Annotated in this window: 31 protein-coding genes; 12 read left to right on the forward strand and 19 right to left on the reverse strand. The window is 60.3% G+C overall.

What is annotated here, in order from left to right; all coding sequences use genetic code 11:
* The first annotated feature begins 33 nt into the window (after positions 1-33).
* Entirely contained in the window at positions 34-1416 is a 1383-nt protein-coding gene (locus tag GOW60_RS09885; protein WP_171229132.1) for a multicopper oxidase family protein, read from the forward strand.
* A gap of 2 nt (positions 1417-1418) precedes the next feature.
* Here the strand turns inward: GOW60_RS09885 and GOW60_RS09890 are convergent, their stop codons facing one another.
* The 11 genes from GOW60_RS09890 to folK form a co-directional block, all read right to left on the reverse strand.
* Positions 1419-1937, reverse strand: coding sequence for a GNAT family N-acetyltransferase (locus GOW60_RS09890; RefSeq protein WP_171229133.1), 519 nt, complete (start codon positions 1935-1937; stop codon positions 1419-1421).
* A 4-nt stretch (positions 1938-1941) separates the two neighbouring features.
* A complete protein-coding gene (gene rnc, locus GOW60_RS09895; RefSeq protein ID WP_152457083.1) occupies positions 1942-2634 on the reverse strand; it encodes a ribonuclease III in 693 nt (230 codons plus the stop codon).
* Entirely contained in the window at positions 2631-3470 is an 840-nt protein-coding gene (lepB, locus tag GOW60_RS09900; protein ID WP_171229134.1) for a signal peptidase I, read from the reverse strand. The genes rnc and lepB overlap by 4 nt, the downstream gene beginning before the upstream one ends.
* A gap of 60 nt (positions 3471-3530) precedes the next feature.
* Positions 3531-3950 (reverse strand): holo-ACP synthase, encoded by a 420-nt coding sequence (gene acpS, locus GOW60_RS09905; protein WP_171229135.1) that lies wholly within the window; start codon positions 3948-3950, stop codon positions 3531-3533.
* Positions 3947-4426 carry a hypothetical protein gene (locus GOW60_RS09910; protein ID WP_171229136.1) on the reverse strand — a complete coding sequence of 160 codons (480 nt, stop codon included), beginning with the start codon at positions 4424-4426 and terminating at the stop codon, positions 3947-3949. Before GOW60_RS09910 ends, acpS begins: the two co-directional genes overlap by 4 nt.
* On the reverse strand, positions 4426-5049 hold the full coding sequence (locus tag GOW60_RS09915; protein ID WP_171229137.1) for a LysE family translocator: 624 nt from the start codon (positions 5047-5049) through the stop codon (positions 4426-4428). The genes GOW60_RS09910 and GOW60_RS09915 overlap by 1 nt, the downstream gene beginning before the upstream one ends.
* Positions 5046-5792 carry a pyridoxine 5'-phosphate synthase gene (locus GOW60_RS09920; protein ID WP_171120263.1) on the reverse strand — a complete coding sequence of 249 codons (747 nt, stop codon included), beginning with the start codon at positions 5790-5792 and terminating at the stop codon, positions 5046-5048. Before GOW60_RS09920 ends, GOW60_RS09915 begins: the two co-directional genes overlap by 4 nt.
* Positions 5785-6483, reverse strand: coding sequence for a DUF2062 domain-containing protein (locus GOW60_RS09925; RefSeq protein WP_171205740.1), 699 nt, complete (start codon positions 6481-6483; stop codon positions 5785-5787). Before GOW60_RS09925 ends, GOW60_RS09920 begins: the two co-directional genes overlap by 8 nt.
* A 16-nt stretch (positions 6484-6499) precedes the next feature.
* Positions 6500-8632, reverse strand: coding sequence for a bifunctional (p)ppGpp synthetase/guanosine-3',5'-bis(diphosphate) 3'-pyrophosphohydrolase (locus tag GOW60_RS09930; RefSeq protein ID WP_117869872.1), 2133 nt, complete (start codon positions 8630-8632; stop codon positions 6500-6502).
* Between the two features lie 26 nt (positions 8633-8658).
* A complete protein-coding gene (gene rpoZ, locus GOW60_RS09935) occupies positions 8659-9012 on the reverse strand; it encodes a DNA-directed RNA polymerase subunit omega (RefSeq protein ID WP_117869873.1) in 354 nt (117 codons plus the stop codon).
* A 94-nt stretch (positions 9013-9106) separates the two neighbouring features.
* Entirely contained in the window at positions 9107-9676 is a 570-nt protein-coding gene (gene folK, locus GOW60_RS09940) for a 2-amino-4-hydroxy-6-hydroxymethyldihydropteridine diphosphokinase (protein WP_171229138.1), read from the reverse strand.
* Positions 9677-9817: 141 nt separating this feature from the next.
* Here folK and GOW60_RS09945 point away from each other — a divergent pair, with 141 nt between their 5' ends.
* The 7 genes from GOW60_RS09945 (at position 9818) to GOW60_RS09975 (ending at position 14315) form a co-directional block, all read left to right on the forward strand.
* Positions 9818-10393, forward strand: a complete 576-nt coding sequence (locus tag GOW60_RS09945; protein ID WP_117869875.1) for an NYN domain-containing protein — start codon at positions 9818-9820, stop codon at positions 10391-10393.
* Between the two features lie 190 nt (positions 10394-10583).
* On the forward strand, positions 10584-11534 hold the full coding sequence (gene ispH / locus GOW60_RS09950) for a 4-hydroxy-3-methylbut-2-enyl diphosphate reductase (protein ID WP_171229139.1): 951 nt from the start codon (positions 10584-10586) through the stop codon (positions 11532-11534).
* The gene (locus tag GOW60_RS09955) at positions 11531-11983 is read left to right on the forward strand and encodes a DUF3429 domain-containing protein (RefSeq protein ID WP_152457073.1); all 453 of its coding nucleotides are present in this window, start codon (positions 11531-11533) and stop codon (positions 11981-11983) included. The genes ispH and GOW60_RS09955 overlap by 4 nt, the downstream gene beginning before the upstream one ends.
* Positions 11980-12567: a class I SAM-dependent methyltransferase gene (locus GOW60_RS09960; protein WP_171229140.1), complete on the forward strand. Its 588-nt coding sequence runs from the start codon at positions 11980-11982 to the stop codon at positions 12565-12567. The genes GOW60_RS09955 and GOW60_RS09960 overlap by 4 nt, the downstream gene beginning before the upstream one ends.
* Complete coding sequence (gene rnhA / locus GOW60_RS09965) at positions 12560-13027, forward strand: ribonuclease HI (protein WP_171229141.1); 468 nt, start codon at positions 12560-12562, stop codon at positions 13025-13027. Before GOW60_RS09960 ends, rnhA begins: the two co-directional genes overlap by 8 nt.
* Positions 13024-13647 (forward strand): trimeric intracellular cation channel family protein, encoded by a 624-nt coding sequence (locus tag GOW60_RS09970; protein ID WP_152457070.1) that lies wholly within the window; start codon positions 13024-13026, stop codon positions 13645-13647. Before rnhA ends, GOW60_RS09970 begins: the two co-directional genes overlap by 4 nt.
* 65 nt (positions 13648-13712) lie before the next feature.
* A complete protein-coding gene (locus tag GOW60_RS09975; RefSeq protein WP_171229142.1) occupies positions 13713-14315 on the forward strand; it encodes an alpha/beta hydrolase in 603 nt (200 codons plus the stop codon).
* Position 14316: 1 nt separating this feature from the next.
* Here the strand turns inward: GOW60_RS09975 and speB are convergent, their stop codons facing one another.
* Genes speB through def (GOW60_RS10005) form a run of 6 tightly spaced genes read right to left on the reverse strand, consistent with a single transcriptional unit; the run spans position 14317 to position 17606 of the window.
* The gene (gene speB, locus GOW60_RS09980; protein ID WP_171229143.1) at positions 14317-15138 is read right to left on the reverse strand and encodes an agmatinase; all 822 of its coding nucleotides are present in this window, start codon (positions 15136-15138) and stop codon (positions 14317-14319) included.
* A 60-nt stretch (positions 15139-15198) separates the two neighbouring features.
* Positions 15199-15435 carry a GlsB/YeaQ/YmgE family stress response membrane protein gene (locus tag GOW60_RS09985; RefSeq protein WP_171120279.1) on the reverse strand — a complete coding sequence of 79 codons (237 nt, stop codon included), beginning with the start codon at positions 15433-15435 and terminating at the stop codon, positions 15199-15201.
* Between the two features lies 1 nt (position 15436).
* A complete protein-coding gene (locus tag GOW60_RS09990) occupies positions 15437-15673 on the reverse strand; it encodes a hypothetical protein (RefSeq protein ID WP_170344822.1) in 237 nt (78 codons plus the stop codon).
* A 6-nt stretch (positions 15674-15679) separates the two neighbouring features.
* Positions 15680-16594: a methionyl-tRNA formyltransferase gene (gene fmt, locus GOW60_RS09995; protein ID WP_171229144.1), complete on the reverse strand. Its 915-nt coding sequence runs from the start codon at positions 16592-16594 to the stop codon at positions 15680-15682.
* Positions 16595-16596: 2 nt separating this feature from the next.
* On the reverse strand, positions 16597-17091 hold the full coding sequence (def, locus tag GOW60_RS10000) for a peptide deformylase (protein WP_171120283.1): 495 nt from the start codon (positions 17089-17091) through the stop codon (positions 16597-16599).
* Entirely contained in the window at positions 17088-17606 is a 519-nt protein-coding gene (gene def, locus GOW60_RS10005; protein ID WP_171120285.1) for a peptide deformylase, read from the reverse strand. Before def (GOW60_RS10005) ends, def (GOW60_RS10000) begins: the two co-directional genes overlap by 4 nt.
* Positions 17607-17700: 94 nt before the next feature.
* On the opposite strand from def (GOW60_RS10005), the gene GOW60_RS10010 reads away from it, so the two are divergent.
* Positions 17701-18873 carry a MalY/PatB family protein gene (locus GOW60_RS10010; protein WP_171229145.1) on the forward strand — a complete coding sequence of 391 codons (1173 nt, stop codon included), beginning with the start codon at positions 17701-17703 and terminating at the stop codon, positions 18871-18873.
* A 165-nt stretch (positions 18874-19038) separates the two neighbouring features.
* Here GOW60_RS10010 and GOW60_RS10015 read toward each other — a convergent pair whose 3' ends face one another.
* Positions 19039-19392 (reverse strand): hypothetical protein, encoded by a 354-nt coding sequence (locus GOW60_RS10015; RefSeq protein ID WP_171169191.1) that lies wholly within the window; start codon positions 19390-19392, stop codon positions 19039-19041.
* A gap of 213 nt (positions 19393-19605) precedes the next feature.
* On the opposite strand from GOW60_RS10015, the gene GOW60_RS10020 reads away from it, so the two are divergent.
* Positions 19606-20595, forward strand: a complete 990-nt coding sequence (locus GOW60_RS10020) for a glutathione S-transferase family protein (RefSeq protein ID WP_171229146.1) — start codon at positions 19606-19608, stop codon at positions 20593-20595.
* On the opposite strand, the gene GOW60_RS10025 is transcribed toward GOW60_RS10020, so the two are convergent.
* Positions 20577-20939 (reverse strand): response regulator transcription factor, encoded by a 363-nt coding sequence (locus GOW60_RS10025; protein WP_117869888.1) that lies wholly within the window; start codon positions 20937-20939, stop codon positions 20577-20579. The genes GOW60_RS10020 and GOW60_RS10025 overlap by 19 nt on opposite strands.
* 185 nt (positions 20940-21124) lie before the next feature.
* Here GOW60_RS10025 and cobD point away from each other — a divergent pair, with 185 nt between their 5' ends.
* Both cobD and cbiB read left to right on the forward strand, forming a co-directional pair.
* Positions 21125-22090, forward strand: coding sequence for a threonine-phosphate decarboxylase CobD (cobD, locus tag GOW60_RS10030; protein ID WP_171229147.1), 966 nt, complete (start codon positions 21125-21127; stop codon positions 22088-22090).
* Positions 22087-23007 carry an adenosylcobinamide-phosphate synthase CbiB gene (cbiB, locus tag GOW60_RS10035; RefSeq protein ID WP_171229148.1) on the forward strand — a complete coding sequence of 307 codons (921 nt, stop codon included), beginning with the start codon at positions 22087-22089 and terminating at the stop codon, positions 23005-23007. The genes cobD and cbiB overlap by 4 nt, the downstream gene beginning before the upstream one ends.
* Positions 23008-23014 lie beyond the last annotated feature (7 nt).

The raw sequence follows: 23014 nt of genomic DNA on the forward strand, positions 1-23014 counted from the left end.
AGCCCGGCATCAGATCCGTTCAGTGAGGTTTTCATGAAACGTCGCGAGTTTCTTCTTGGAAGCAGCGCCGCTGCCGGTGCTTTGGGTTTGGGAGGGTTGTCTCTGGCGGCCAGCGATCCCGTTCAGGAACTGGTGGTACAACCTGCCAGCTATCGGTTGCGCGGTCAGCGGACCACGGGGATGGTCAGCCTGTCACCGGATGCGCCGCCGCCGGTTCTTTACGGGCGCCAGGGCGAAACACTGCGTTTGACGGTGCGCAATACCCTGCCCGATTATACTGCGATGCATTGGCACGGGCTGCGCATCCGCAACGAAATGGACGGTGTGCCCTATCTGACCCAGATGCCCATCGGCGAAAACGACAGCTTTACCTATGAACTCACGCCGCCGGATGCGGGCACGTATTGGTATCATCCCCATTGCATGACGATGGACCAGATGGCCCGTGGGCTGACCGGTGTGATGGTGATTGCCGAACCGGAAGACCCGGGATTCGACAGCGAACAGGTGATCAATCTGCGGGATTTCCGGCTGGACGAAGACGATGCGTTTCTGCCGGCCTATACCGCCCGCGGCGCGGCGCGGGCCGGCACGTTCGGCAACGTGCAGACCGCCAATTGGCAGAGCGAGGCAGTATATGACCACGCCGCAGGCAGCCTGGTGCGCGTACGGGTGGTCAACACGGACACGACCCGTATCTACAACTTGCATCCCGAAGGGGCCGAGACCCGTATCATCGCATGGGACGGACATCCGGTCGAGATCGATCTGCCGGTGCCAACGGCGGACGAACCGCTCTTGCTGGCCCCGGGTCAACGGGTGGATTTGGCCGTTCGGATGCCGGACGACGAAGGGCAATCAGCCCTGCTGTTGGCAAAGTTTCCCGGGCAGAAACACCGCGCCATGGTCCGGTTGCGAGCCACGGGACACTCCATCGCGCGAGACCTGCGAGAGCTGCGCCCGTTGCGGGCAAACCCTGTCCCGCGCCCCGATCTTGATCAGGCCGAGTTGCATAAGTTCGTGTTCGGCTGGACTCCGGAAGGCGGCGCCCCGAATGACGGGTTCTGCGGGTCTTTGGGCTATAGTTTCTGGTCGATCAACCGCACGCCCTGGCCGGGCGATGCGGCGCAGGGAACCGGGCCGCTGGCCGTTCTGCAACGGGGCAAGAGCTATGTTCTGCGACTGCGCAATGAATCGCCCAATCTGCACCCGATCCACCTGCACGGGCTGGCCTTCGTTCCGCTAACGTCGAACCTGCGCAAACTGCCACCGTTGCTGTCTGATACCATGCTTTTGCTGAAAGACGAGACCGTCGACATCGCGCTGGTCGCGGACAATCCCGGCGACTGGGCGTTTCATTGCCACGTGATCGAACACCAGAAAACCGGGCTGACCGGGTTCATCCGGGTGATTTGACGCTAGCCCAGTGGTGGCAGGTTCAACGCTAGAACGTGGTTCGGATAGACTTGGTTCGCGATACGGAAATCCGTGACGCCGACCTGACGGAAACCTTTGGACAGGTAGAAATCGATGGCCGGAGCGTTTTCGGAATTGGTCGTCAGCCAAATTTCGGTGCGGCCTTTGTTGCGGCAATGGTCGATGGCCACCTGCAACAAAGCTGACCCGATGCCCTTTCCGTGGTGACGCGGCTGCACGTAAAAGGTCACGATCTCAAGATCGGACAGCCCGTCGATCGGGGCGGGACGGCCCTCTGCCAACCGAATGTACCCATCTATGCCATCGCGGTTTTCCGAAACAATCAGAAGGTCCTTGCCTTCTTCAAGCAGCGCTTCGAACCGTGCAGCGGTGAACTCGGACAGTGCGAACTCGGCGAAGAAGGCGCTCACGCCATGGCGCAGATAGGTGCTGATCCAGACTTCGATCGACAGCGCCGCCAGGCTGGCGGCGTCCGATTTCCGGGCTGGTCTGAGCCGCATGTACCTAGGAAGACCCGGCCGGGCTGAGCTGTTCCAGCAGAGCTTTCGCCGCCGCCTGTTCGGCCTGACGTTTGGATCCCGCGGTGGCCTGCGCCTCGGTGCCGTCCTGAAGACGGGCCGCAATGGTGAAGATCGGGGCGTGGTCCGGGCCACTGCGTTTAACCTCGACGTATGAGGGAGGCTTTTGCCCACGCGCCTGCGCCCATTCCTGCAAAGAGGTCTTGGCGTCACGCGCATCTGCCTCGACCTTGTGGATGCGGTCCCCCCAAAGCGCCAGGATGACATCGCGGGCAGCCTCGAACCCGGCATCGCGATAGATGGCGGCGATCACGGCCTCCATCGCGTCGCCCAGCAGCGCTTGCTTGCGACGGCCACCGGACAGCATTTCGGACCGGCCGAGCTTCAGCACCGCGCCCAGATCAATCTGGCGGGCTACATCGGCGCAGGCCTCTTTGCGGACCAGTGCATTGAACCGTGGGGCCAACTGACCTTCGGACGCCTTTTTGTCGGCCTCAAGCAGCGCAGTGGCCATGACCAGGCCCAGAACGCGGTCTCCCAAAAACTCCAGCCGCTGATTGTCAGGTCGGGTGGACGAAGACACCGAGCCATGGGTCAGCGCGCGCACCAGCAGTTCGGGGTTCTTGAACTCATACCCCAATCGCCGCTGGAACGCCTTTATTTCAGCCGAGAGCTTCAATTGACCGCCTTGAAGAACCGATCACCGCGCCATGTCCAGAAGAACAGCATCGAACGGCCCGCGGACGAGAACATGATCCGGTCGGCACGACCGATCAGGTTTTCGTAAGGCACGTATCCGACACCACCGGCAGATTGCGGCAGACGGCTGTCGCTGGAATTGTCACGGTTGTCACCCATGAAGAAATAATGGCCCTCGGGCACGGTATAGATGCCGGTATTGTCCGATGCCTGGTTGCCGATATTCAGCACGTCATAGGACACACCGTTGGGCAGGGTTTCGATCAGGCGCGACTTTTCACAGGTGCCGCCTATTCCAACAGGGCCGTTTTCACAGCGGGGGCGCAGGCGCTGCGGGCCTTGCGGTTCGGCAATTTCGGTAAACACGCCGTCGGGCTGCTGAGGAACCGGAGTGCCATTGAGGATGATCTGGCCATTGCGGACCTGGATCCGGTCGCCCGGCAACCCAATCAGGCGCTTGATATAATCACGTCCGGTGACCGGATGGCGAAAGACGATGACATCGCCACGTTCGGGATCACCGCCCCAGATACGGGTATTGTCTTCACCCTGCATCCAGCCACAGATATCTTCGGCATCCACGTTCAGGCCGACGCTTGGGATGATCAGGCTGGGGCAGGATGCGTAGGAATAGCCATAGGCCATCTTGTTGACGAAGAGGAAATCGCCGATCAGCAGCGTCTGCTTCATCGAGCCCGAGGGGATCCAGAACGGTTGAAAGAAGAGGGTGCGGAACACGCCGGCAATCAACAGCGCGTAGACGATGGTCTTGATCGTCTCCCAGACGGGATTTCCGGTTTTGGCGTCCTCGGCCATTCTGCTCGCTCCAGTTCTTTGCTTGGCTTCGCTGCTACATGCGGGGGGGATGGGGGCAAGTCAAGGCTGCGCGGCCTGATCTTGAACCGGACGCGCCTCGATCACCACAAAAGCCTGCGCCCAGGGGTGATCATCGGTCAGGGTGACATGGATGGTCGCCTCGTGCCCGTCGGGGGTCATTTCCTTGAGGCGCTCGGCGGCCCAGCCGGTCACGTGCATCACCGGTTGGCCGGTGCGCAGATTGGTGACGGCCATGTCCTTCCACGCGATGCCCATCCGCAGACCGGTGCCCAGCGCCTTGGAACAGGCCTCTTTCGCAGCCCAGCGCTTGGCATAGGTTCCGGCAGTATCGGCGCGGCGTTCGGCCTTGCGCTGTTCGGTGTCGGTGAAGACCCGGTTGCGGAAGCGGTCGCCGAACCGGTCGAGCGTGCCCTGGATGCGGTCGATGTTTGCGAGGTCTGTGCCGATGCCGAGGATCATTTTCTCAGTTTCTTTTTTCGCCAAAAAAGCGTTTGCTTTGTCTGTATAGCTTGCCCCAACACAGCACGACAAATAGCTGTGGCAACCCCTGCCCAGAAAAGTAAAAAGACGTTTTTCAGGATCAGGTCCCAGAAGTCAATTCTATGCCAATGCCTAAATCCGTAAACCAATACTGAGATTTGAGCAGCCCATAAAACCGACAATGACAGACCAACCATGTAAGTGGCGTTGTACAACAGTGTAGCGTTTGGAGTCGCTTGAGTAAGCCGCTTAGACCATAGAAGAGTTTGGACCAACGATGCCATAATAACTGGGAATACCAAGGCATCGAGCGGAAAGAAAAAAACACCTTTCAGGCCCAATTTTTCTTCGGCAAAGCCTGAGCCTCCCGACAAAACAAGAAAAATCATGAACAACGCCACGTATCCAACCCGGTTAAACAACAAGGTTTTCTGTTCGGGTGTCCAAAGTTTCATCACCCCAACCGCACCGTCAAAATCTTGTAACTCGCCACCCCGAAGAACCCGGCAAAGGCGAAGTCGAACCAGCGGCGGGCGCGACGGTAGGTTCGGACCATGCGCTCGGAGGAAAACAGAAACGCATAGCCGATGAAGATCATCAACGATCCAGCATAGAGCATGGCGAAATAGCCCAGCAGCATCGACAGGCTGGCATCATTGGGCGCGACGATGGCATAGATCGAGCCCCAGCTGAGGATCGCCTTGGGGTTCGTCAGGTGGATGGCGGCACCTTTGGCGAAGATCGTCGGCAGCGAACCTGTGGCCGGTTTGCCCAAAGCGACCTCATCCGCTGTCATCGCGCGGCGCAGGGCCTTGAGGGCCAGCCAACCCAGATAGGCCACGCCGACATATCGGATCACCTCGAATACCCAGACATTGGCCAGCATGATCGCCGACAAGCCAAGTGCTGCGGCAATGCCCCAGGCGGCGGACCCGGCACAGATGCCCAGCGCAAAGACCAGACCGGCGCGGCGGCCTTCGTTCATGGCGGTTCCGGCAATGCCCATCGTGGCAGGACCCGGAGAGCCGCCAGCCATCAGCCAGGCCAGCCAGATGGCAACAAAGCCGGGCGTGATCACGCGCGCGCCTCGTCCATCAGGCGACGCATTTCCTGAATGGCCGGGGTCAGGCCCAGAAAAATCGCCTCGCCAATCAGGAAATGACCGATATTCAGCTCTTTGACTTCTGGGAAGGCGGCAACCGGTTTTACGGTGTCATAGGTCAGGCCATGGCCCGCATGAACCTCGAGCCCCAGCGAATGGGCGAAGGTGGACATCTGGCGCAGCGACTCAAGCTCGCGTTCGGCATCTTCCATGCGACCTTCAGCATGGGCGTCGCAATAGGCGCCGGTGTGCAGCTCGATCACTTCGGCACCGATGCGATGCGCAGCTTCGATCTGACGCTGATCGGCGGCAATGAAGATCGACACGCGGCAGCCAGCCTCACGCAGAGGCGCGATGAAATGCGCCAGCTTGTTTTCCTCGCGCGCGACTTCAAGCCCGCCTTCGGTGGTGCGCTCTTCGCGCTTTTCGGGCACGATGCAGACCGCGTGAGGCTTGTGGCGCAGGGCGATTTTCTGCATCTCGGGCGTTGCGGCCATCTCAAAATTCAGCGGCACCGACAGAACCTCCATCAGCCCGTCGATATCGACGTCCGATATATGGCGCCGATCTTCGCGCAGGTGCGCGGTGATGCCATCCGCCCCCGCTTCTTCCGCCAATTTGGCAGCGCGCAGCGGATCTGGATAATCCCCACCCCGCGCATTGCGCACGGTGGCCACGTGATCGATGTTCACACCCAGACGCAGATGGTTCTCAGACATCACTCGATTCCTTTTGCATGTTCTTGCCCGAGCCTAGAGGCTCTGCCGAAGAAACGGCAGCCGAATCTTCGGCCAAACGCTTGATTTCCTCGAACTTCGCCTTGATCTTGGCGCGGCGGCGCTGCTGATACGTCAGGATCAGCGGCAGGCTGAGGTAATAGCAGATCACCCCCGCAACGACGCCCGGAATGATCCCACCGATCATGTAGGGATAGAAGACGTCATCGTAGAACTGCGACAGCCCGTGCCAGTCGGCCACGCGATCCGTAAACAACGCCAGAAAATTGTTCTTGAGATCCCCTATGGCGCTGGCGAATTTGCCCATCAGCCCTTGTGTGTCGCCTTCTTCGTATTCGGTACCCAGCAGGAAATGCCCGGTCTGAAGGCAGATCACCCCGATCGGAACATAAGTGAGCGGGTTGCCGAAAAACGTGCCGCTGAGCGCGGCCAGTATGTTTCCCTTGATCAGCCGGGCACCGATGGCGGCGACAAGAAAATGCAACCCGTAAAACGGCGTAAAGGCGGCAAACACCCCTGCCCCGATGCCGCGCGCAATCCGGTCAGGGGTATCCGGCAAGCGCCGGACGCGGTGTTTCACGTAATGGAAGGCGCGGGTCCATCCGCCACGCGGATAGACGAAATCCGATGCGATCTGGACTGGAGAGCGTCGGTCTCGGCGCTTGAATACCACCCGTGATCACCCCTTCTCAGCCAGCCGCAACCGAAGTTTTGACCTGATCCCGATAGCGTTCGACCGCAGCAACATCGCTTTCCGCCTCCAGCATCAGCATGAGTGAATGAAGCTGTTCAAGGTCGCGCAGTTCGACATTGATCAGAAGGCGGTAAAAATCCGGTTTGCGGTCAACAAACTCGAGGTTCGAGATATTGGCCTTTTTCTCGCCGATCAATGTACAAATACGCCCCAGAACCCCGGCATCGTTGCCAATGGTCAGATCCAGCGTCGCGCCATAGACGGCCGGGTGCGTGCCCGAATGCCAGTGCAGATCGACCCACCGGTCAGGTTCGCCTTCGAACTCGCTGAGCCGATCGCAATCGATGGCATGCACGACCACGCCCTTGCCCCGATAGGTGATGCCGACGATACGTTCCCCCGGCAGCGGCTGACAGCAGGGGGCCCGGTCGAACTTCTGCCCCGGCTCCAGACCGATCACCGCGCGGCGCAGCGGAATGGCGTCGCCGTCGTCCTTGGCAAGTTCCGGATAGACGGCCTGAACCACCTCATGCGCAGTCAGTTCGGCACTGCCAAGGCGGGCCAGCAGCTCGTGCCGATCTTTCAGGCGCAGGTGTTTTGCCGCGGTATCGAGTGCTTTGTCGGTCGCCTTGCGGCCCACATGCTCGAACCCGGAACGGGCCAGTTCTTTGCCCAGCTTGATGAATCGTTCCCGATCCACTTCGCGCAGGGCGCGGCGAATGGCGGTACGGGCCTTGCCGGTGACTGCAATCTCCAGCCACGTGACCTGTGGCGTCTGACCATCGGCGGTAATGATGTCCACGGACTGGCCATTTTTGAGCCGCGTCCAGAGCGGAACGCGGATACCATCAACCTTGGCCCCGACACAGGCATGACCGATCCGGGTGTGAATGGCATAGGCAAAATCGATCGGCGTCGCGCCACGCGGCAGCTTCACCACGTCGCCCTTGGGGGTGAAACAGAACACTTGGTCCGAATACATCTCGAGCTTGACGGCCTCGAGGAAGTCTTCGTGATCTTCCTCGTTGTCGAACTGCTCGGTCAGATTGGAAATCCATTTGGCCGGGTCGACGGCGAACGGGTTCTCGGTGCGCACACCGTCGCGATAGGACCAATGCGCCGCGACCCCGGTTTCGGCCACGTCGTGCATCTGGCGGGTGCGGATCTGGACCTCGACCCGTTTACCGTCCCGGCCCGACACCGTGGTGTGGATCGAGCGGTAACCGTTCGATTTGGGCTGGCTGATATAGTCCTTGAAGCGCCCCGGCACCGCGCGCCAGCGCTGGTGGATGGCCCCCAGGGTTCGATAGCAGTCTTCTTCGGTCTGCGTGATGATGCGGAACCCATAGATGTCTGACAGGCGCGAGAAGCCCTGATCCTTTTCCTGCATCTTGCGCCAGATCGAATAGGGTTTCTTGGCGCGGCCGAACACCTCGGCCTCGATCCCGGCCTTTTCCAACTCGTGCCGCATGTCGCCGGTGATGCGATGGATCACGTCGCCGGTCTCGCGTTGCAGGGTAATAAAGCGGCGGATGATCGACTGGCGGCCTTCAGGGTTGAGGACACGGAAAGCCAGGTCTTCAAGTTCCTCACGCATCCACTGCATACCCATCCGGCCCGCAAGCGGTGCGTAGATATCCATCGTCTCGCGGGCCTTGACGATCTGTTTTTCGGGACGCATCGCCTTGATCGTCCGCATGTTGTGCAAACGGTCGGCGAGCTTGACCAGAATCACGCGCAAGTCCTTGGACATGGCCATGAACAGCTTGCGGAAGTTCTCGGCCTGCTTGGTCTCGCGGCTGGACAGTTGCAGATTGGTCAGCTTGGTGACGCCGTCGACCAGTTTGGCGACTTCATCCCCAAAAAGTTCAGCCACCTTGCCATAGTTGGCCTTGGTGTCTTCGATCGTGTCGTGAAGCAGCGCCGTGATGATGGTCGCATCATCCAGACGCTGTTCGGTCAGGATGGCGGCAACGGCAACGGGATGGGTGAAATAGGGCTCGCCGGAATGGCGGAACTGCCCTTCGTGCATCTGCTGGCCAAATTCATAGGCCAGCGCAATGCGGTCAGCATTCGTCTTGGGATTGTAGTTGCGGACCAGCGCAATCAGATCGTCAGCAGAAATCATCCGGTCCGCACCTTCGTCTTCAGGGCTTACCCCTGCCCTTGAGCCTCCATCAGAGCGCGCAGGAGCTTCTCTTCCGACATGTCATCCATGGCGGGCTTGTCCGTTTCGGCACCCATCAGCAGCGCCATCTGATCTTCTTCGGGCTCGTCAACCTCGATCTGGGTCTGGTTGGCCTCGATCAGGCGCTCGCGCAGTTCGTCCGCGCTTTGGGTTTCGTCGGCGATCTCACGCAGAGACACGACAGGGTTCTTGTCGTTGTCGCGGTCAACGGTAATCGCTGCACCGGCGGAAATCTCACGCGCCCGATGGGCGGCGAGCATCACCAGCTCGAACCGGTTTGGAACCTTGTCTACGCAATCTTCAACCGTCACGCGGGCCATTGGGCGCTCTCCGTTTCTGAATCCATGTCAGGAAGGGGTCTATCTAAGCGCGAATCCGCGCCTTGACAAGCAGGAAATGCTGCATTTGCACGGATCACAGCGCCGTGACCGCCGCAACCTCTGCCGCGGAAAGGGTCTGGATCATCTCGCCGACCGTGCGACCCAGAACCGGATGACGCCAGTCGGGCACGATATCGGCCATCGGCACCAGGACAAAGGCGCGATCCTGAAGGCGCGGATGCGGCAAGATCAACTGATCCGGTGCCTCTTGCCTTTGCGCGTCGGTCGGCAGGGTCAGCCAGCGATCAAACGTGGCGCGATCCGGCAGGACCTGATCTTCGAAACAGACCAGATCCAGATCCAGCGTCCGCATCCCCCAGCGCTGCACCCGTTCGCGCCCGAATTCCTGCTCCACCTCATGCAGCACCTGCAACAGCTGCGAAGGAGACCTCTCGGTCGCAATCAGCGCCGCGGCATTCACATAGTCCGGGCCGGCCCCGGCGGGAAAGCACGGCGTGGCAAAAAAACGACTGACGGAGCGAATCACCACATTGTGACGCGATAACGCGTCAAGCGCGTTCTGAAGTGTTACAGCGGGACCGTTTCCTCTCAAATCGAGATTTGCGCCCAGCGCAACAACGGCATTTGGCATGGATTTGCTCATGTGATACCCTACATTCGACCCATTGCATACTTGCGATAATCGACAGAAGTTCTAATTATAGGCGTACCAGAGCGCGTCATTTTATCACTCACTCACTCACGTAACGCGGCACGCACTGGATTATACCGGAAGGGAACATTTATGTTTTATAAAGACGAACGGCTAGCGCTGTTCATCGACGGCTCGAATCTTTATGCCGCGGCAAAAGCACTCGGTTTCGACATTGACTACAAACTTCTGCGGCAGGAATTCATGCGCCGCGGCAAGCTTCTTCGGGCCTTCTACTATACAGCGCTGCTGGAAAACGACGAGTATTCGCCGATCCGTCCATTGGTTGACTGGCTGCATTACAACGGCTTCACCATGGTCACGAAACCGGCCAAGGAATACACCGACAGCATGGGGCGTCGGAAAGTCAAAGGAAATATGGATATCGAACTTACCGTCGATGCCATGGAACTGGCGCCGCGCGTCGATCATATCGTACTGTTCTCGGGTGATGGGGATTTCCGCCCGTTGATCGCCAGCCTGCAACGGCAGGGCGTGCGCGTATCGGTGGTTTCGACTATCCGCAGCCAACCGCCGATGATCTCGGACGAACTGCGCCGCCAGGCCGACAATTTCATCGAGCTGGAGGATCTGCGCGATGTCATCGGTCGCCCGCCGCGTGAAATGCCGACGGAGCATCGCAGCGTCGCTGTTGCCAGCAACAGCTGACAAGACGACAGGCCTGTCATGATGGGGAAAATTCGCGCGGTCAGGACATCGGTCCTGGCCGCGCTTCTTTAACAAGGTACAGGTGCTTAAACATCACCCGAGTAGCAACGATTCGTGTCAGATGAATGACAATGTCCTGTCTGGACCAAGGCCGGGAAAAGACTTACCTGTGCCTCAAGGAGACAGCCTGATGAAAAAGCCGCCACTGACACTTTACCTTGCCGCCCCGCGCGGGTTCTGCGCCGGTGTGGACCGTGCCATCAAAATCGTTGAGATGGCTTTGCAGAAATGGGGCCCACCGGTCTATGTGCGCCACGAGATCGTGCACAACAAATTCGTGGTCGACGGTCTTCGCGCCAAAGGGGCCGTTTTCGTCGAGGAATTGCAGGAATGCCCCGATGACCGCCCGGTGATCTTTTCCGCCCACGGGGTGCCGAAATCCGTTCCCGCCGAGGCTGCCCAGCGCGAGATGATCTATGTGGACGCCACCTGTCCTCTGGTTTCCAAGGTGCATGTCGAGGCGCAGCGCCACGCGGACGCGGGGTTGCAGATGATCATGATCGGCCACAAAGGCCATCCCGAAACCGTGGGCACCATGGGGCAGCTGCCCGAGGGCGATGTGCTGCTGGTCGAGACCGTGGACGACGTGGCCACGGTGCAGGTGCGTGACCCGGAAAAGCTGGCCTTTGTCACCCAAACCACCCTTTCGGTCGATGACACCAAGGATATCATCGCCGCCCTTCAGGCTCGATTCCCGGCCATTGTCGGACCGCACAAGGAAGATATCTGTTATGCCACCACCAACCGGCAGGAAGCGGTGAAAGCCGTGGCCCCCAAGGCGGATGCCTTGCTGGTTGTGGGCGCGCCGAACTCATCGAACTCGCGCCGCCTTGTCGAGGTTGCCTCGCGCGAGGGGTGCCAGTACGCGCAGCTGGTCCAGCGCGCAACCGAGATTGACTGGCGCGCGCTCGAGGGTATCTCGACCGTGGCTGTCACCGCAGGCGCGTCGGCCCCGGAGGTTCTGGTAAACGAGGTGATCGAAGCGTTCAGCGCGCATTATGATGTCACCGTCGAGCCGGTCGAAACCGCCGTTGAAAACGTCGAGTTCAAAGTCCCCCGCGTGTTGAGGCAACCGGCGTGAACGGAGTACCGAAAGCGCCTCTCTATCTGGGGCTGGCGGGACTTATCCCGTTTGTCTGGGGCGCCCTGACCTATCTGAACAGCGACCTGAATGCCTGGGGCGCGCAAACCTTTGGCCCACGTTTCGTGGGGCCTTATGTGCAGCTTTTCTATGGATCGGTCATCCTCAGCTTCATGTCCGGTGTTCTCTGGGGTTTTGCCACCAAGACATCGGGCAGCAAAGCGGCCCTGTGTTATCTGTTGTCGGTTCTGCCCGCGCTTTGGGCCTTTGCCATGACAGGCGGCGGGCCGGTCAATGCGGGCACCAATCTGATGTATGGGTTCGCTGGTTTGTTGTTGCTGGATGCCCTGTTTTCCTACTGGCGCCTGACACCGGTCTGGTGGATGCGGTTGCGCATCCTGCTGACCGCGGTCGTATTGGCCAGTCTTGCAGTCGGAGTGTACCTGTGACCGATGAACGCACGATCAACGCCTATACAAACAAGGTGGCCGAATATCTGAAAATCCCCCTGCCGCCCGAGCAGCTTGAGGCCCGTCAGGCTTTTGCCGATGCGGTCGGCGCAGGCGGCTATGTACTGGATTTGGGGTCCGGGCCGGGGTCAGACAGCGGGTTCCTGATGCGTCAAGGGCTGAAGGTTCGCGCGCTGGATGCCACGCCAGCCTTTGTCGAACATGCGCGGGAAAACGGTGTGGATGCTTATCTGGGTACGTTCGATGACGTCACCGAGACGGCCGAATATGACGGTGTTTACGCCAGCTTTTCCCTGCTGCACGCGCCGCGCGCCGATTTCCAGCGACATCTGACAGCGATCCAAAGGGCTCTGAAACCCGGTGGACAGCTGTTTCTGGGGATGAAGCTGGGCACTGGTGAACATCGGGATGATCTGGATCGTTACTATTCCTATTACACGGAGGCCGAGATCCAGGAGGCCTTGAACAAGGCCGGGTTCACGATTGACCGCGCAGTCCATGGCATGGGCAAAGGCCTGGCCGGATCGTATGACGGATATATTCTGGTGTTCGCCCATGCCTGAATTGTTTGCCTATACGGATGGTGCCTGTTCCGGAAACCCCGGCCCCGGAGGCTGGGGTGTGCTGTTGCGCGCGATGGACGGGGACAGCGTTCTGAAAGAGCGTGAGCTGAACGGGGGCGAAGCCGAGACGACCAACAACCGGATGGAGTTGCTGGCCGCCATCAGCGCCCTTGAAGCGCTGGAGCGACCGTCGAAGATAAACGTCGTCACCGACAGCGCCTATGTGAAGAACGGCGTCACCGGCTGGATTTTCGGTTGGAAACGCAACGGCTGGAAAACCTCGAACAAGAAACCGGTCAAGAATGTCGATCTTTGGCAGCGTCTGGATGAGGCGCAAGAACGGCATGATGTGACATGGGAATGGGTCAAGGGCCACGCAGGCCACCCCGAGAATGAAAAAGCTGATGAGCTGGCCCGGGCCGGAATGGCGCCGTTCAAACCGAAAAAGGCACAGGCGTGACCGCGCTGACGCTGCTGGACTATGCCTCGGTTCTGATCTTCGCGTTGACGGGGGCACTGGTGGCCAGCCGTGCCCAGCTGGATCTGGTGGGATTTGCCTTCATGGCCTGCCTGACTGCCGTCGGGGGCGGCACTGTACGAGACCTTTTGCTGGACCGTCACCCGATCTTTTGGGTCGGGCAGCCGGATTACATCCTGATCGCAGTCGCGGCGTCGGTCCTGGTGTTCTTTACCGCACATCTGGTGGAAAGCCGCTATAACTGGCTGGTCTGGCTGGACAGTTTTGCACTGTCAGTGGCTGTCGCGGCCGGAACCGGCGCGGCGTTGTCGCTGGATCAGTCTGGGGTCATTGTCGTTTTGATGGGTGTGACGACCGGATGCCTGGGCGGGTTGATGCGCGATGTGGTCTGCAACGAAGTGCCGCTGGTGCTGAAACAAGGTGAGCTCTATGTGTCCTGCGCCTTTACAGGTGCCCTGACGGCGGTTCTGGCTGCCAGATTGGGGGCAGAGCCTGCGTTTTCTCTGGCTCTCTGCGCCTTGGTGTGCTGGGCGTTGCGCGCCGGGTCGTTGATGTTTGGCTGGCAATTGCCGGTCTACAAAAGCCGTCCGCCGCGCAACTGAGCCCGACAGTGGACGCCAAAGCGGCATGCTGATACCCCTTTTGAAAGCACAGCCCGGAGGCCAACGTGACACTTAGACTTGCATCCATCACAGCCTGCCTGGCCCTGCTCGCCTCATGCGGCGCGTATTACACCCCTGTCAGTTTTGTTGCGCAGGGCGACCAGATCATCGCCTCGGGCACGATTGACGAGACAACGCTGTCTGCCTTTGAGGAAGTGACAGCCCAAAACCCCGAAGCCCGCACATTGGTTCTGCAATACATTGAAGGATCGGTTGATGATGACGCCAATGTCATCTTCGCCCGCGAAGTGCACAGGGCCGGGTTCGATACCGTCGTTCCATCGAACGGGCTGGTGGCCAGCGGGGGCACCGATCTGTTCCTGGCCGGAAACCGCCGCGTGCTGCAACCGGGGGCCTGTGTCGGTGTCCACAGCTGGGCCGGGTCGGGTCTGGTGGCGACCGACTTGCCCGAGGACGATCCCGAACATGACCGATACCTGGACTATTTCAAGGATATCGGCGTGGACGAGGAGTTTTACTGGTACACCCTGTTCGCAGCCCCGGCCGACAGTATGCACTGGATGACCACTGCCGAGGCGAACCGGTTCGATTTGACCACCAGGGGTGCTCCGGCACTTGGGTCTGCGACGGTGTGCGACGAACGGTAAGTCAGCCGTTCAGCAAGCGCGCGCCGATTTCCTTGACGAATTTCGCGGCCACCATCGCCGTCATGCCATAGGGGTCGCGATGCGGGTTGAGCTCGACGATATCCGCCCCGACCAGCTGACCTTTGAACCGGTGGATCAGGTCGATAACCTCGCGCGTGCTCAGCCCACCGGGTTCATGGTGCGAGACGCCCGGCGCAAAGGCCGGGTCCAGCGCATCCAGATCAAGGGACAGGTAGACCGGGCCATCGAATGAAATCTGCAAGTCGGGGCGCCAGTTGCGCATGTCGGTCACCTCGACGCCGAACTTGTCGGCCTGTTCGCGCTGATGGGCGTTCATGGTGCGGATGCCGACCTGCACCAGACGCTTGACCGGGCAGGTCTCCATCACCCGGGCAAAGGGGCAGCCATGGCCGAGCGGTCCGATATCCTGCGTGTCGTACAGATCCGGGTGGCTGTCGATATGCAGGATATTCAGGCCTTCGTACCGATCCGCATGGGCCTTGATCAGCGGATAGGCCACGGAATGGTCGCCGCCCAGCGACAACAGGCGCGCGCCGGTTGCGATCCGTTTCGCCGCTTCGGCCTCGATCCGGTCAATCGGTTCCTGCCCGCGCATTTCGAACACATCCAGATCGCCGGTATCCCGGAATTGGGTGCTTGCACCCAGATCGGTGCCATCCTCGGCCGTCAGGTTGGCCGCACCGGAATGCAGCGCCTCGCGGATGCGTCCGGGGGCGAAGGCCGGCCCTTGCAGGAACGAGGAATGCAGATCCAAAGGAACGCCCATCAGGGCAACATCACCCGGCTTCAAATCATACGGCATCATCATTCCCCTTTTTCGTTGAATGTGATCTGGACGGAAGAAGGACGCCGGGTCAAGGGGTTAGCGGCGCAGGTAGGTCTGCCAGATCCAAATCACCAGCAACGCACCCAGAACCGCCCCGACAAAACCAGACAGCCACCCCATAACGGTTACAAGAAACCGCAGCAGCATCCCTCCGATCAGGGCGCCTGCGATACCGATCAGCATGGTCGTCGGGATATCCGCCTCGATCCGCATCAGGCGGGTGGCCAGAAACCCTGCCGCTGCACCGATGATGATCAGGGCGACGATTGGCATGTCACTTCCTCCAGTGGGTCGGCACGATGATCAAGGCACCAACAGAGGAAATCACCGCATCCAGCCCCGGAGGACCAAAGCTGATACCGAACATGATACGGACGAAATAGAACAGGAACGCCCCGCCCACACAGATGATGATGGATTGCAAATAGCCGTTGTGGGTGAAACCGGTCTGTTCGGACAGATACCCGACGATCCCGGCAATCACGACAGTGCCCATCATCACCATGAACATATGGCTTTACTCCGAAGACATCCGGGTGCCGATCGGGATTGGCCAGCCCCGCAGGAACGTTTCCTTATCCTGCGCGCCTTTGCCCGCCCTTTGCAAGCGCAGCAGCTCTATGGCGCCCTGCCCGCAAGCCACATACAGATCGTCATTCAGAACTTCGCCCGGTGCGCCCTTCCCTTGCGCCAGACGCGAAGCGAGGAGCTTTACCCTGTTGCCTTCGATCTCGGTCCAGGCCCCAGGAAAGGGCGACAGGCCGCGGATCTGCCGATCGACCTCGACCGCGGGGCGCGACCAGTCCACGCGGGCCTCGGACTTGTCGATCTTGGCGGCATAGGTGACACCAATCTCGGGCTGCGGATCAGGGGTCAGGCCGGGCAGCTTTGCCAGCGCCTCGACAATCAAGGCCGCGCCCATCGCCGAAAGCCGGTCATGCAGTTCCGCAGTGGTTTCCTCGGGCCCGATATCGGTGGCCTGCCGCAACAGAACGGGGCCGGTATCAAGGCCCGCCTCCATTTGCATGATACAGACGCCAGTTTGCGCATCGCCCGCCATGATCGCGCGGTGGATCGGAGCCGCCCCGCGCCAGCGCGGCAACAGGCTGGCATGAATGTTCAGGCAGCCATGAGCCGGCGCATTGAGGATGGGCTGGGGCAGGATCAGCCCATAAGCCACAACCACCGCCACATCCGCGTTCAGTGCCGCAAAACTGTCCTGCTCCTCGGCCGGTTTCAGCGAGGTTGGGTGACGCACGTCCAGACCCAGCGCCTGGGCCCGCGCGTGTACCGGTGTCGGGCGATCCTTCTTGCCCCGCCCCGCCGGGCGCGGGGGCTGGCAATAGACGGCGGCGATCTCATGCCCGGCCTCGACCAGCGCATCCAGAACCGGCACCGAGAAGTCCGGGGTTCCCATGAAAACAACGCGCATCTTTACCCCTGTTTCTTGGCTTTGCGCAGCAGCATGTCGCGTTTGACCTTGCTGAGCCGGTCAAAATACATCCGGCCATTCAGATGGTCGATCTGGTGCTGGACACTGGTGGCCTCGATGCCGACAAAATCGCGACGGTCCACCACGCCCTGCTCGTTCAGGAATTTGACAGTCACCGCGCGTGGGCGTTTTACCTTGGCCGACACGCCCGGCAGGTTCGGACTGGCCTCTTCATGTTCACGCAGTTCGATCGAGCTGTGCAGGATTTCCGGGTTCGCCAGACGCACGGCCTTGCCCCGCTCGGCCGACCCATCGACCACGGCCAGACGCAACATCACTCCGATCTGCGGCGCGGCCAGACCGACACCGGGCATGGCCTCCATCGTGTCGATCATGTCCTGCCAAATCCGGCGAATGTCATCGGTGATTTCAGTCACCTCATCCGCCTTTGTGCGCAAGCGTTTGTCAGGCCAGGGCAGACAGGTGCGGACGGTCATGCGCGCGCCCGTTCGCGTTTGAGCTTTTGCATCTTGCGGGTAATCATCTGCCGTTTCAGCGGTTTGAGGTAATCGATGAACAGCTTGCCGTTCAGATGGTCGATTTCATGCTGCACGCAAGTGGCCCAAAGCCCGTCGAAAGTCTCCTGTCGCAGGTTTCCCTTCTCGTCCATCCAGGTGACATCGACCACCTTGGGGCGGGTCACTTCGGCATATTGATCCGGGATCGACAGGCATCCTTCCTCGTATACATTGGTTTCCTCGGAAGAGGCGATGACCTGAGGGTTGAACATGATCAGCGGGCGCGGGGTCTCGCCTTCTTCCTTGATGCAATCCAGCACGATCAACCGTTCCAGCACACCGATCTGCGGCGCGGCAAGGCCAATCCCGGGCGCGTCATACATGGTTTCCAGCATGTCGTCAGCCAGCGTGCGCAGCTCGTCCGTCAGGTCGGATACGGGCGCGCAGACCTTTTTCAGGCGGGGATCGGGATGGATCAGGATAGTGCGTTTCATGAGGCTGATTTAGGCCATCCCGCCCCGCGCCGCAACGCCCCCCTTGCACCTGCCCGATTTGCGGTTAGCTTTCGGTCGAGAAAATGGAGCAGACATGACTTTCAACGACCTGATCGACCGCCGGGGCACCAACAGTTCAAAATGGGACAAGATGGAGATGCTGTATGGCGTCTCGCCCGAGGACGGTCTGGCCATGTGGACGGCCGATTCCGATTACCAGACGGCGCCCTGCGTGATCGAGGCCGTGCGCAAGGCCGCAGATCACGGCGTGTTCGGCTATTCATGGATGCACCCGGACTATCTGGCCTCGGTTCAATGGTGGATGAAAACCCGCCATGATTGGGACATCGACACGGATTGGATTCTGACGACCCAGGGCTTGGGCAATGCAATCGCCCTGTCGCTGGATGTCTGGACCGATCCTGGTGATGGCATCGTGATCTTCACCCCCGTTTACCATGAGTTTGCCCACAAGGTGAACAAATCGGGCCGCCGGGTCGTGGAATGCCCTTTGGTTCGGGACGGGGAAAGTTACGGCCTGGATCTGGACGACGCCCAGTCCCGGTTGGACGGGTCCGAGAAGATGCTGCTGTGGTGTTCTCCGCAAAACCCGTCGGGTCGTGTCTGGACACCCGACGAATTGCAGGCCGTGGCCGCGTTTGCTGAACGGAACGGTTTGATCCTGGTATCGGACGAGATTCACCACGATCTGGTCTATCCCGGCGCCAAATTTGTGCCGATGGACGTGGCGGCCCCGGATGCACGCCCTTGGACCGTGACGCTGACTGCGGCGTCGAAGACCTTCAACATCGCCGGGCAGCGGACCGGCAACATGATCATTCCCGATCCCAAACTGCGCGCGGCCATGAAGCAACGGCTGCAAACATTGGACTACGATCCCGGCGCGTTGGGCGTGGCGATGATCACCGCCGCCTACAGCCCCGAAGGGGCTGAATGGGTAGATGCCCAGATCGCGCATCTGGAGGGAAACAGGCGTCTGTTCGATCAGACCATCACCGAGATTCCGGGGCTCTGGTCGATGCCCTTGCAGGCGACCTATCTCGCCTGGGTCGATTTCTCGGGCACCGGCATGGATCACGCCGAATTTGTCCGCCGGTTGCGCGAGGACGCGCGGATCGCGACATCGTCAGGCCCGGGCTTTGGCACTGGAGGAGAAACGTTTGAACGGTTCAACTTCGCCACGCAACGGGCGCGGGTCGAGGATGCTTGCCTGCGGCTGAAACAAGCCTTCGGGGATCTGCAATAAGTACGTGCCGGCCGGGGCTTGCAAACCCTGCCCTGTTTTCACAGGTGCCGGTTGCCTTGGTTGAGGCCGCTTTGGGCCGCGCGAGCCTGTCTTTAGGCTGGCACCGCTGGCCTTTGGCATCGACCAAACCCTGGGCCAAATGGGAATACCAGTTGAAATTCGCCCCTAGTCGTCACGCCCCAGCAGGGCGATCGGCGCATCGGGCGCGCGGTAAAAGTCAAGCGGCGCGCTGTCATGGGCGGCCGTGCTGCGTTTGAATTCATACCGCATCTCACCGCCTTCATCCTCATCCGCGACGATGAGGCATTGATAGAGGTGGTTGGCCCCATCAAAGATATCGACCAGCCCGCGCAGGCGCGGCGTGGTTTCCGCTTCAACCGTAAAACCGTCTTTCCACAATTTGAGTATTTTGTAGGTATTGTCGCCCATCTCCACCCGTAATCGGCTGGCTTTTTTCAATGTGGCGATTCGGGCCGCGTCTAACTCGGCACGTATTTCCTTTGAAACATAGGTACTCATTAATCCGTTCCCCCGTGAATGACTTCTATTGTGCGGGATAAGTTGTAAAAATCCAGTGAACCACGTCACAGAAACACGATCCGGCCGAGGTTTGTTGCACAGAAATCCCGAACTCGACTGTGCGCGGATGCAGAGCATTTGCGCGGGCGCTCGCATAGGAAGATGCAAGCCCTGGCCCTATGTTTTTCGAAACGCACATGCGGAGGAAAAGAGATGGGCCTGCTGGTCGACGGAAAATGGCACGATACCTGGTATGATACCAAATCCACGGGCGGTGCATTCAAGCGCAGCGCCGCGCAGTTTCGCAATTGGTTGACAGCTGACGGCGAGGCGGGACCATCAGGCAAAGGCGGGTTCAAAGCAGAACCCGGGCGCTATCACCTTTACGTCAGCTATGCCTGCCCCTGGGCCCATCGCACGCTGATTTTTCGCGAGTTGAAAGGGCTGAGCGATCTGATCTCGGTGTCGGTCGTGCATCCGGACATGCTGGATCAGGGTTGGACCTTTGAAACAGACGCCCACGGCGCGACAGGAGATGACCTTTACGGGCTGGGCTTTGCGCACCATATCTATACCAAAGCCGATCCAGCCTATTCGGGTCGCGTGACCGTGCCGATCCTGTGGGACAAGCGGCAGGAAACCATCGTGTCGAACGAAAGCTCGGAAATCATCCGCATGTTCAATTCGGCCTTCAACGGGATCACCGGCAATACCGATGATTACTGGCCCGAAGCGATGCGCGATGAAATCGAAGAGGTCAACGCGCGCATCTATTCAGACGTCAACAACGGCGTCTACAAGTCCGGCTTTGCCACCTCGCAAGCGGCCTATGACGCCGCCGTGGGCCCGCTGTTCGACACGCTGGACTGGCTGGAAGATCGTCTGGCCCGGAACCGTTACCTGATGGGGGATCGGATCACCGAGGCTGACTGGCGGCTGTTTACGACGCTGATCCGCTTTGATCCGGTCTATCATCTGCACTTCAAATGCAACAAGCGGCGCCTGATCGATTACCCGAACCTATGGGCCTATACGCGTGAACTGTACCAATGGCCCGGGGTGGCGCCCACGGTGAACATGAACCATATCGTGCGCCACTACCACTACAGCCATGACGGCATCAATCCGCACCGGATCATTCCGGTGAACCCGGTGCTGGATTACACAGAACCGCACCGCCGCGATCAGCGCCCTGCTGCGTAATGCTCGACCATCGCCGCCAGATCCTCTGGCGGTGTTTCGCTTTGCACATAAGCACAGGCGTTCGGGCTGTGGGCAAATATCGATCCATCCGAGAAGAAGGTGGTGTTGGTCACAAAGATCACCCGCGCCTGGGGGCGGCGATAGCTTGCAAAATCGGCCACGGCCAATGCACTTCCGGTTTCCAGAACCAGATCCAGCACGATGATTTCGAAATCCGTGCCGTACAGCGCCAGAATGGCGGCTTCCTGCGTCTCGACCAGCGTGACCTCGGCGCCCTGCCGTTCCAGATGCCTTTTCCAGACCCGACCAAGGTCGGGATTACTCTCAACAATCAGAACTTTCATTTGCAACAACCTCGGCACTTGGTATGGTGAGTGGTGCCGACCCCCGTGGTCCGTGATCTCGTTATTTCCTTAACAAAGTGTTAACAGCAGCCCCACAGGCCCGTGAACAGGCGGATTTGCTTGTGTAAGAGGCGAAAATCCGCTTGAAGCGGTCCAAAAGCGGTAATTTCTCGCAGAGAGAGCAGATGAACACTTTGGACGAAGATCTGGATCCACGCGCGGTTCGTGACCATGGCGGCGGGTTGGACAAGGCGATTGTCAAATATGGCGGGCAACGCACCGACTGGATCGATCTGTCCACCGGCATCAATCCTCATGCCTATCCCGTGTCCGGCCTGACGGCCGGGGATTGGGCCGAATTGCCGGATCACGGGGCGTTTGAACGGCTTAGCGATGCCGCGCGCCGGTTCTGGAACGTGCCGCAGCGTGCCGCGATCCTGCCCGCGCCCGGAGCGTCGGCGATCATCGCGCGTCTGCCGGCTCTGGCCGCGACGGGTACGGTACAGATCACGCCGCCCACCTATAACGAACACGCCGCCGCCTTTTCGGCGCAGGGGTGGAAGGTACGGCAAGACGCGCCCAGCGACACCCGCGTGATCGTACATCCGAACAACCCGGACGGGCGAATCTGGCAGGAAAGCGACGTATCGGCACCACTTACCGTGATTGACGAAAGCTTTTGCGACGTCATGCCGGACAAGTCCTTGATCCATCTGGCAGACCGCCCCGGCGTGATCGTGCTGAAGAGTTTTGGCAAATTCTGGGGGCTGGCCGGGGTAAGGCTGGGGTTTGCCATCGGACGGCCGGATATGATCAGTCGGTTGAACGATCTGACCGGCCCTTGGTCGGTATCAGGCCCGGCCTTGCGGGTCGGCACACAGGCTTTGATGGACAACCGCTGGGCGGACGCCACGCGTGCGCGTCTGGCTGACGAGGCCTCAAGGCTGGATGCGCTGGTCACGAGAAAGGGGGCCAAGGTGATCGGCGGCACCAGCCTGTTCCGACTCTATCAGGTCGACAACGCCGCCCATTGGCAAGGTCGTCTAGCACAGTCCCATATCTGGAGCCGCATCTTCCCCTATTCTGAAACCTATCTGCGCCTTGGGCTCCCGCCCGAGGATGGATGGAGCAGGTTGGAGGCCGCCCTGTGAGCCCTGGCCTGATGCTGGTCTGTGCCATGTGTCTGGACGCAGCACTGGGGGAACCCGACTGGCTCTGGTCGCGCATCAGGCATCCGGCGGTGATGATCGGCGACCTGATCGGCTGGCTGGATACACGCCTGAACCACGGGGCCCTGCGCCGTTCAAAAGGGGTGGGTGTGCTTGTCCTGCTGGTTTGCGGCGCAGGGGCGCTTGGCTGGGGTTTGTCCCTGTTGGGGCCGGTGGTTGAAATCCTGGTCTGCGCGATCCTGTTGGCGCAAAAATCGTTGGTCACCCATGTGCGCGCCGTGGGCGAAGGGCTGATGGCCTCGCTGTCAGAGGGGCGGGCACGGGTGGCCATGATCGTCTCGCGCGATACACGGGACATGACCGAGGCACAGGTGGCACGCTCGGCCATCGAAAGCGCCGCTGAGAACCTCAGCGACGGCGTCATCGCACCTGCTTTCTGGTTTCTGATTGCCGGGTTGCCGGGGCTGCTGGTCTACAAGGCGGTGAACACGGCCGACAGCATGATCGGGTATCGCAATGAAACGTACCGCGCGTTCGGCTGGGCTTCGGCACGGTTCGACGACCTGCTGAACCTGATCCCAGCCCGCCTGACCTGCGTGATGATCGTGGCGCTGTCGGGCCAGTGGTCGCGCTGGCGCGAAGTCTTGGCAGATGCGCACCGTCACATCTCGCCCAATGCGGGCTGGCCCGAGGCCGCCATGGCCCGCGCGCTGAACGTCGCCCTGGCCGGGCCGCGCAGCTATGACGGCAAGGTGCGGGATCTGGCATGGGTCAATGGCAACGCTCAGCGCGAGATCGGAGCTTTGGACATTTTCCGCGCATGTCGCATGTTGTGGCGTGTTTGGGGGCTTGCGCTTGGGCTCGTGTCGGTGTCGGTTGGGATCGACCTGATTTACTGACGGACAT

The sequence above is a fragment of the Ruegeria sp. HKCCA4008 genome (assembly GCF_013033125.1).
GTDB lineage: Bacteria > Pseudomonadota > Alphaproteobacteria > Rhodobacterales > Rhodobacteraceae > Ruegeria.

What these genes read in the sequence shown, in the direction of transcription:
- speB (WP_171229143.1), bottom strand. Translation starts at nt 15,138, where the DNA reads ATGCCGTATGATTTGAAGCCGGGTGATGTTGCCCTGATGGGCGTTCCT.
- GOW60_RS10010 (WP_171229145.1), top strand. Translation starts at nt 17,701, where the DNA reads ATGACTTTCAACGACCTGATCGACCGCCGGGGCACCAACAGTTCAAAA.
- rnhA (WP_171229141.1), top strand. Translation starts at nt 12,560, where the DNA reads ATGCCTGAATTGTTTGCCTATACGGATGGTGCCTGTTCCGGAAACCCC.
- cobD (WP_171229147.1), top strand. Translation starts at nt 21,125, where the DNA reads ATGAACACTTTGGACGAAGATCTGGATCCACGCGCGGTTCGTGACCAT.
- lepB (WP_171229134.1), bottom strand. Translation starts at nt 3,470, where the DNA reads ATGGCCGAGGACGCCAAAACCGGAAATCCCGTCTGGGAGACGATCAAG.
- fmt (WP_171229144.1), bottom strand. Translation starts at nt 16,594, where the DNA reads ATGCGCGTTGTTTTCATGGGAACCCCGGACTTCTCGGTGCCGGTTCTG.
- GOW60_RS09930 (WP_117869872.1), bottom strand. Translation starts at nt 8,632, where the DNA reads ATGATTTCTGCTGACGATCTGATTGCGCTGGTCCGCAACTACAATCCC.
- def (WP_171120283.1), bottom strand. Translation starts at nt 17,091, where the DNA reads ATGACCGTCCGCACCTGTCTGCCCTGGCCTGACAAACGCTTGCGCACA.
- GOW60_RS10015 (WP_171169191.1), bottom strand. Translation starts at nt 19,392, where the DNA reads ATGAGTACCTATGTTTCAAAGGAAATACGTGCCGAGTTAGACGCGGCC.
- GOW60_RS10020 (WP_171229146.1), top strand. Translation starts at nt 19,606, where the DNA reads ATGGGCCTGCTGGTCGACGGAAAATGGCACGATACCTGGTATGATACC.
- GOW60_RS09990 (WP_170344822.1), bottom strand. Translation starts at nt 15,673, where the DNA reads ATGTTCATGGTGATGATGGGCACTGTCGTGATTGCCGGGATCGTCGGG.
- ispH (WP_171229139.1), top strand. Translation starts at nt 10,584, where the DNA reads ATGAAAAAGCCGCCACTGACACTTTACCTTGCCGCCCCGCGCGGGTTC.
- GOW60_RS09890 (WP_171229133.1), bottom strand. Translation starts at nt 1,937, where the DNA reads ATGCGGCTCAGACCAGCCCGGAAATCGGACGCCGCCAGCCTGGCGGCG.
- GOW60_RS09885 (WP_171229132.1), top strand. Translation starts at nt 34, where the DNA reads ATGAAACGTCGCGAGTTTCTTCTTGGAAGCAGCGCCGCTGCCGGTGCT.
- GOW60_RS09985 (WP_171120279.1), bottom strand. Translation starts at nt 15,435, where the DNA reads ATGCCAATCGTCGCCCTGATCATCATCGGTGCAGCGGCAGGGTTTCTG.
- rpoZ (WP_117869873.1), bottom strand. Translation starts at nt 9,012, where the DNA reads ATGGCCCGCGTGACGGTTGAAGATTGCGTAGACAAGGTTCCAAACCGG.
- folK (WP_171229138.1), bottom strand. Translation starts at nt 9,676, where the DNA reads ATGAGCAAATCCATGCCAAATGCCGTTGTTGCGCTGGGCGCAAATCTC.
- GOW60_RS09945 (WP_117869875.1), top strand. Translation starts at nt 9,818, where the DNA reads ATGTTTTATAAAGACGAACGGCTAGCGCTGTTCATCGACGGCTCGAAT.
- acpS (WP_171229135.1), bottom strand. Translation starts at nt 3,950, where the DNA reads ATGATCCTCGGCATCGGCACAGACCTCGCAAACATCGACCGCATCCAG.
- GOW60_RS09910 (WP_171229136.1), bottom strand. Translation starts at nt 4,426, where the DNA reads ATGAAACTTTGGACACCCGAACAGAAAACCTTGTTGTTTAACCGGGTT.
- GOW60_RS10025 (WP_117869888.1), bottom strand. Translation starts at nt 20,939, where the DNA reads ATGAAAGTTCTGATTGTTGAGAGTAATCCCGACCTTGGTCGGGTCTGG.
- GOW60_RS09920 (WP_171120263.1), bottom strand. Translation starts at nt 5,792, where the DNA reads ATGTCTGAGAACCATCTGCGTCTGGGTGTGAACATCGATCACGTGGCC.
- def (WP_171120285.1), bottom strand. Translation starts at nt 17,606, where the DNA reads ATGAAACGCACTATCCTGATCCATCCCGATCCCCGCCTGAAAAAGGTC.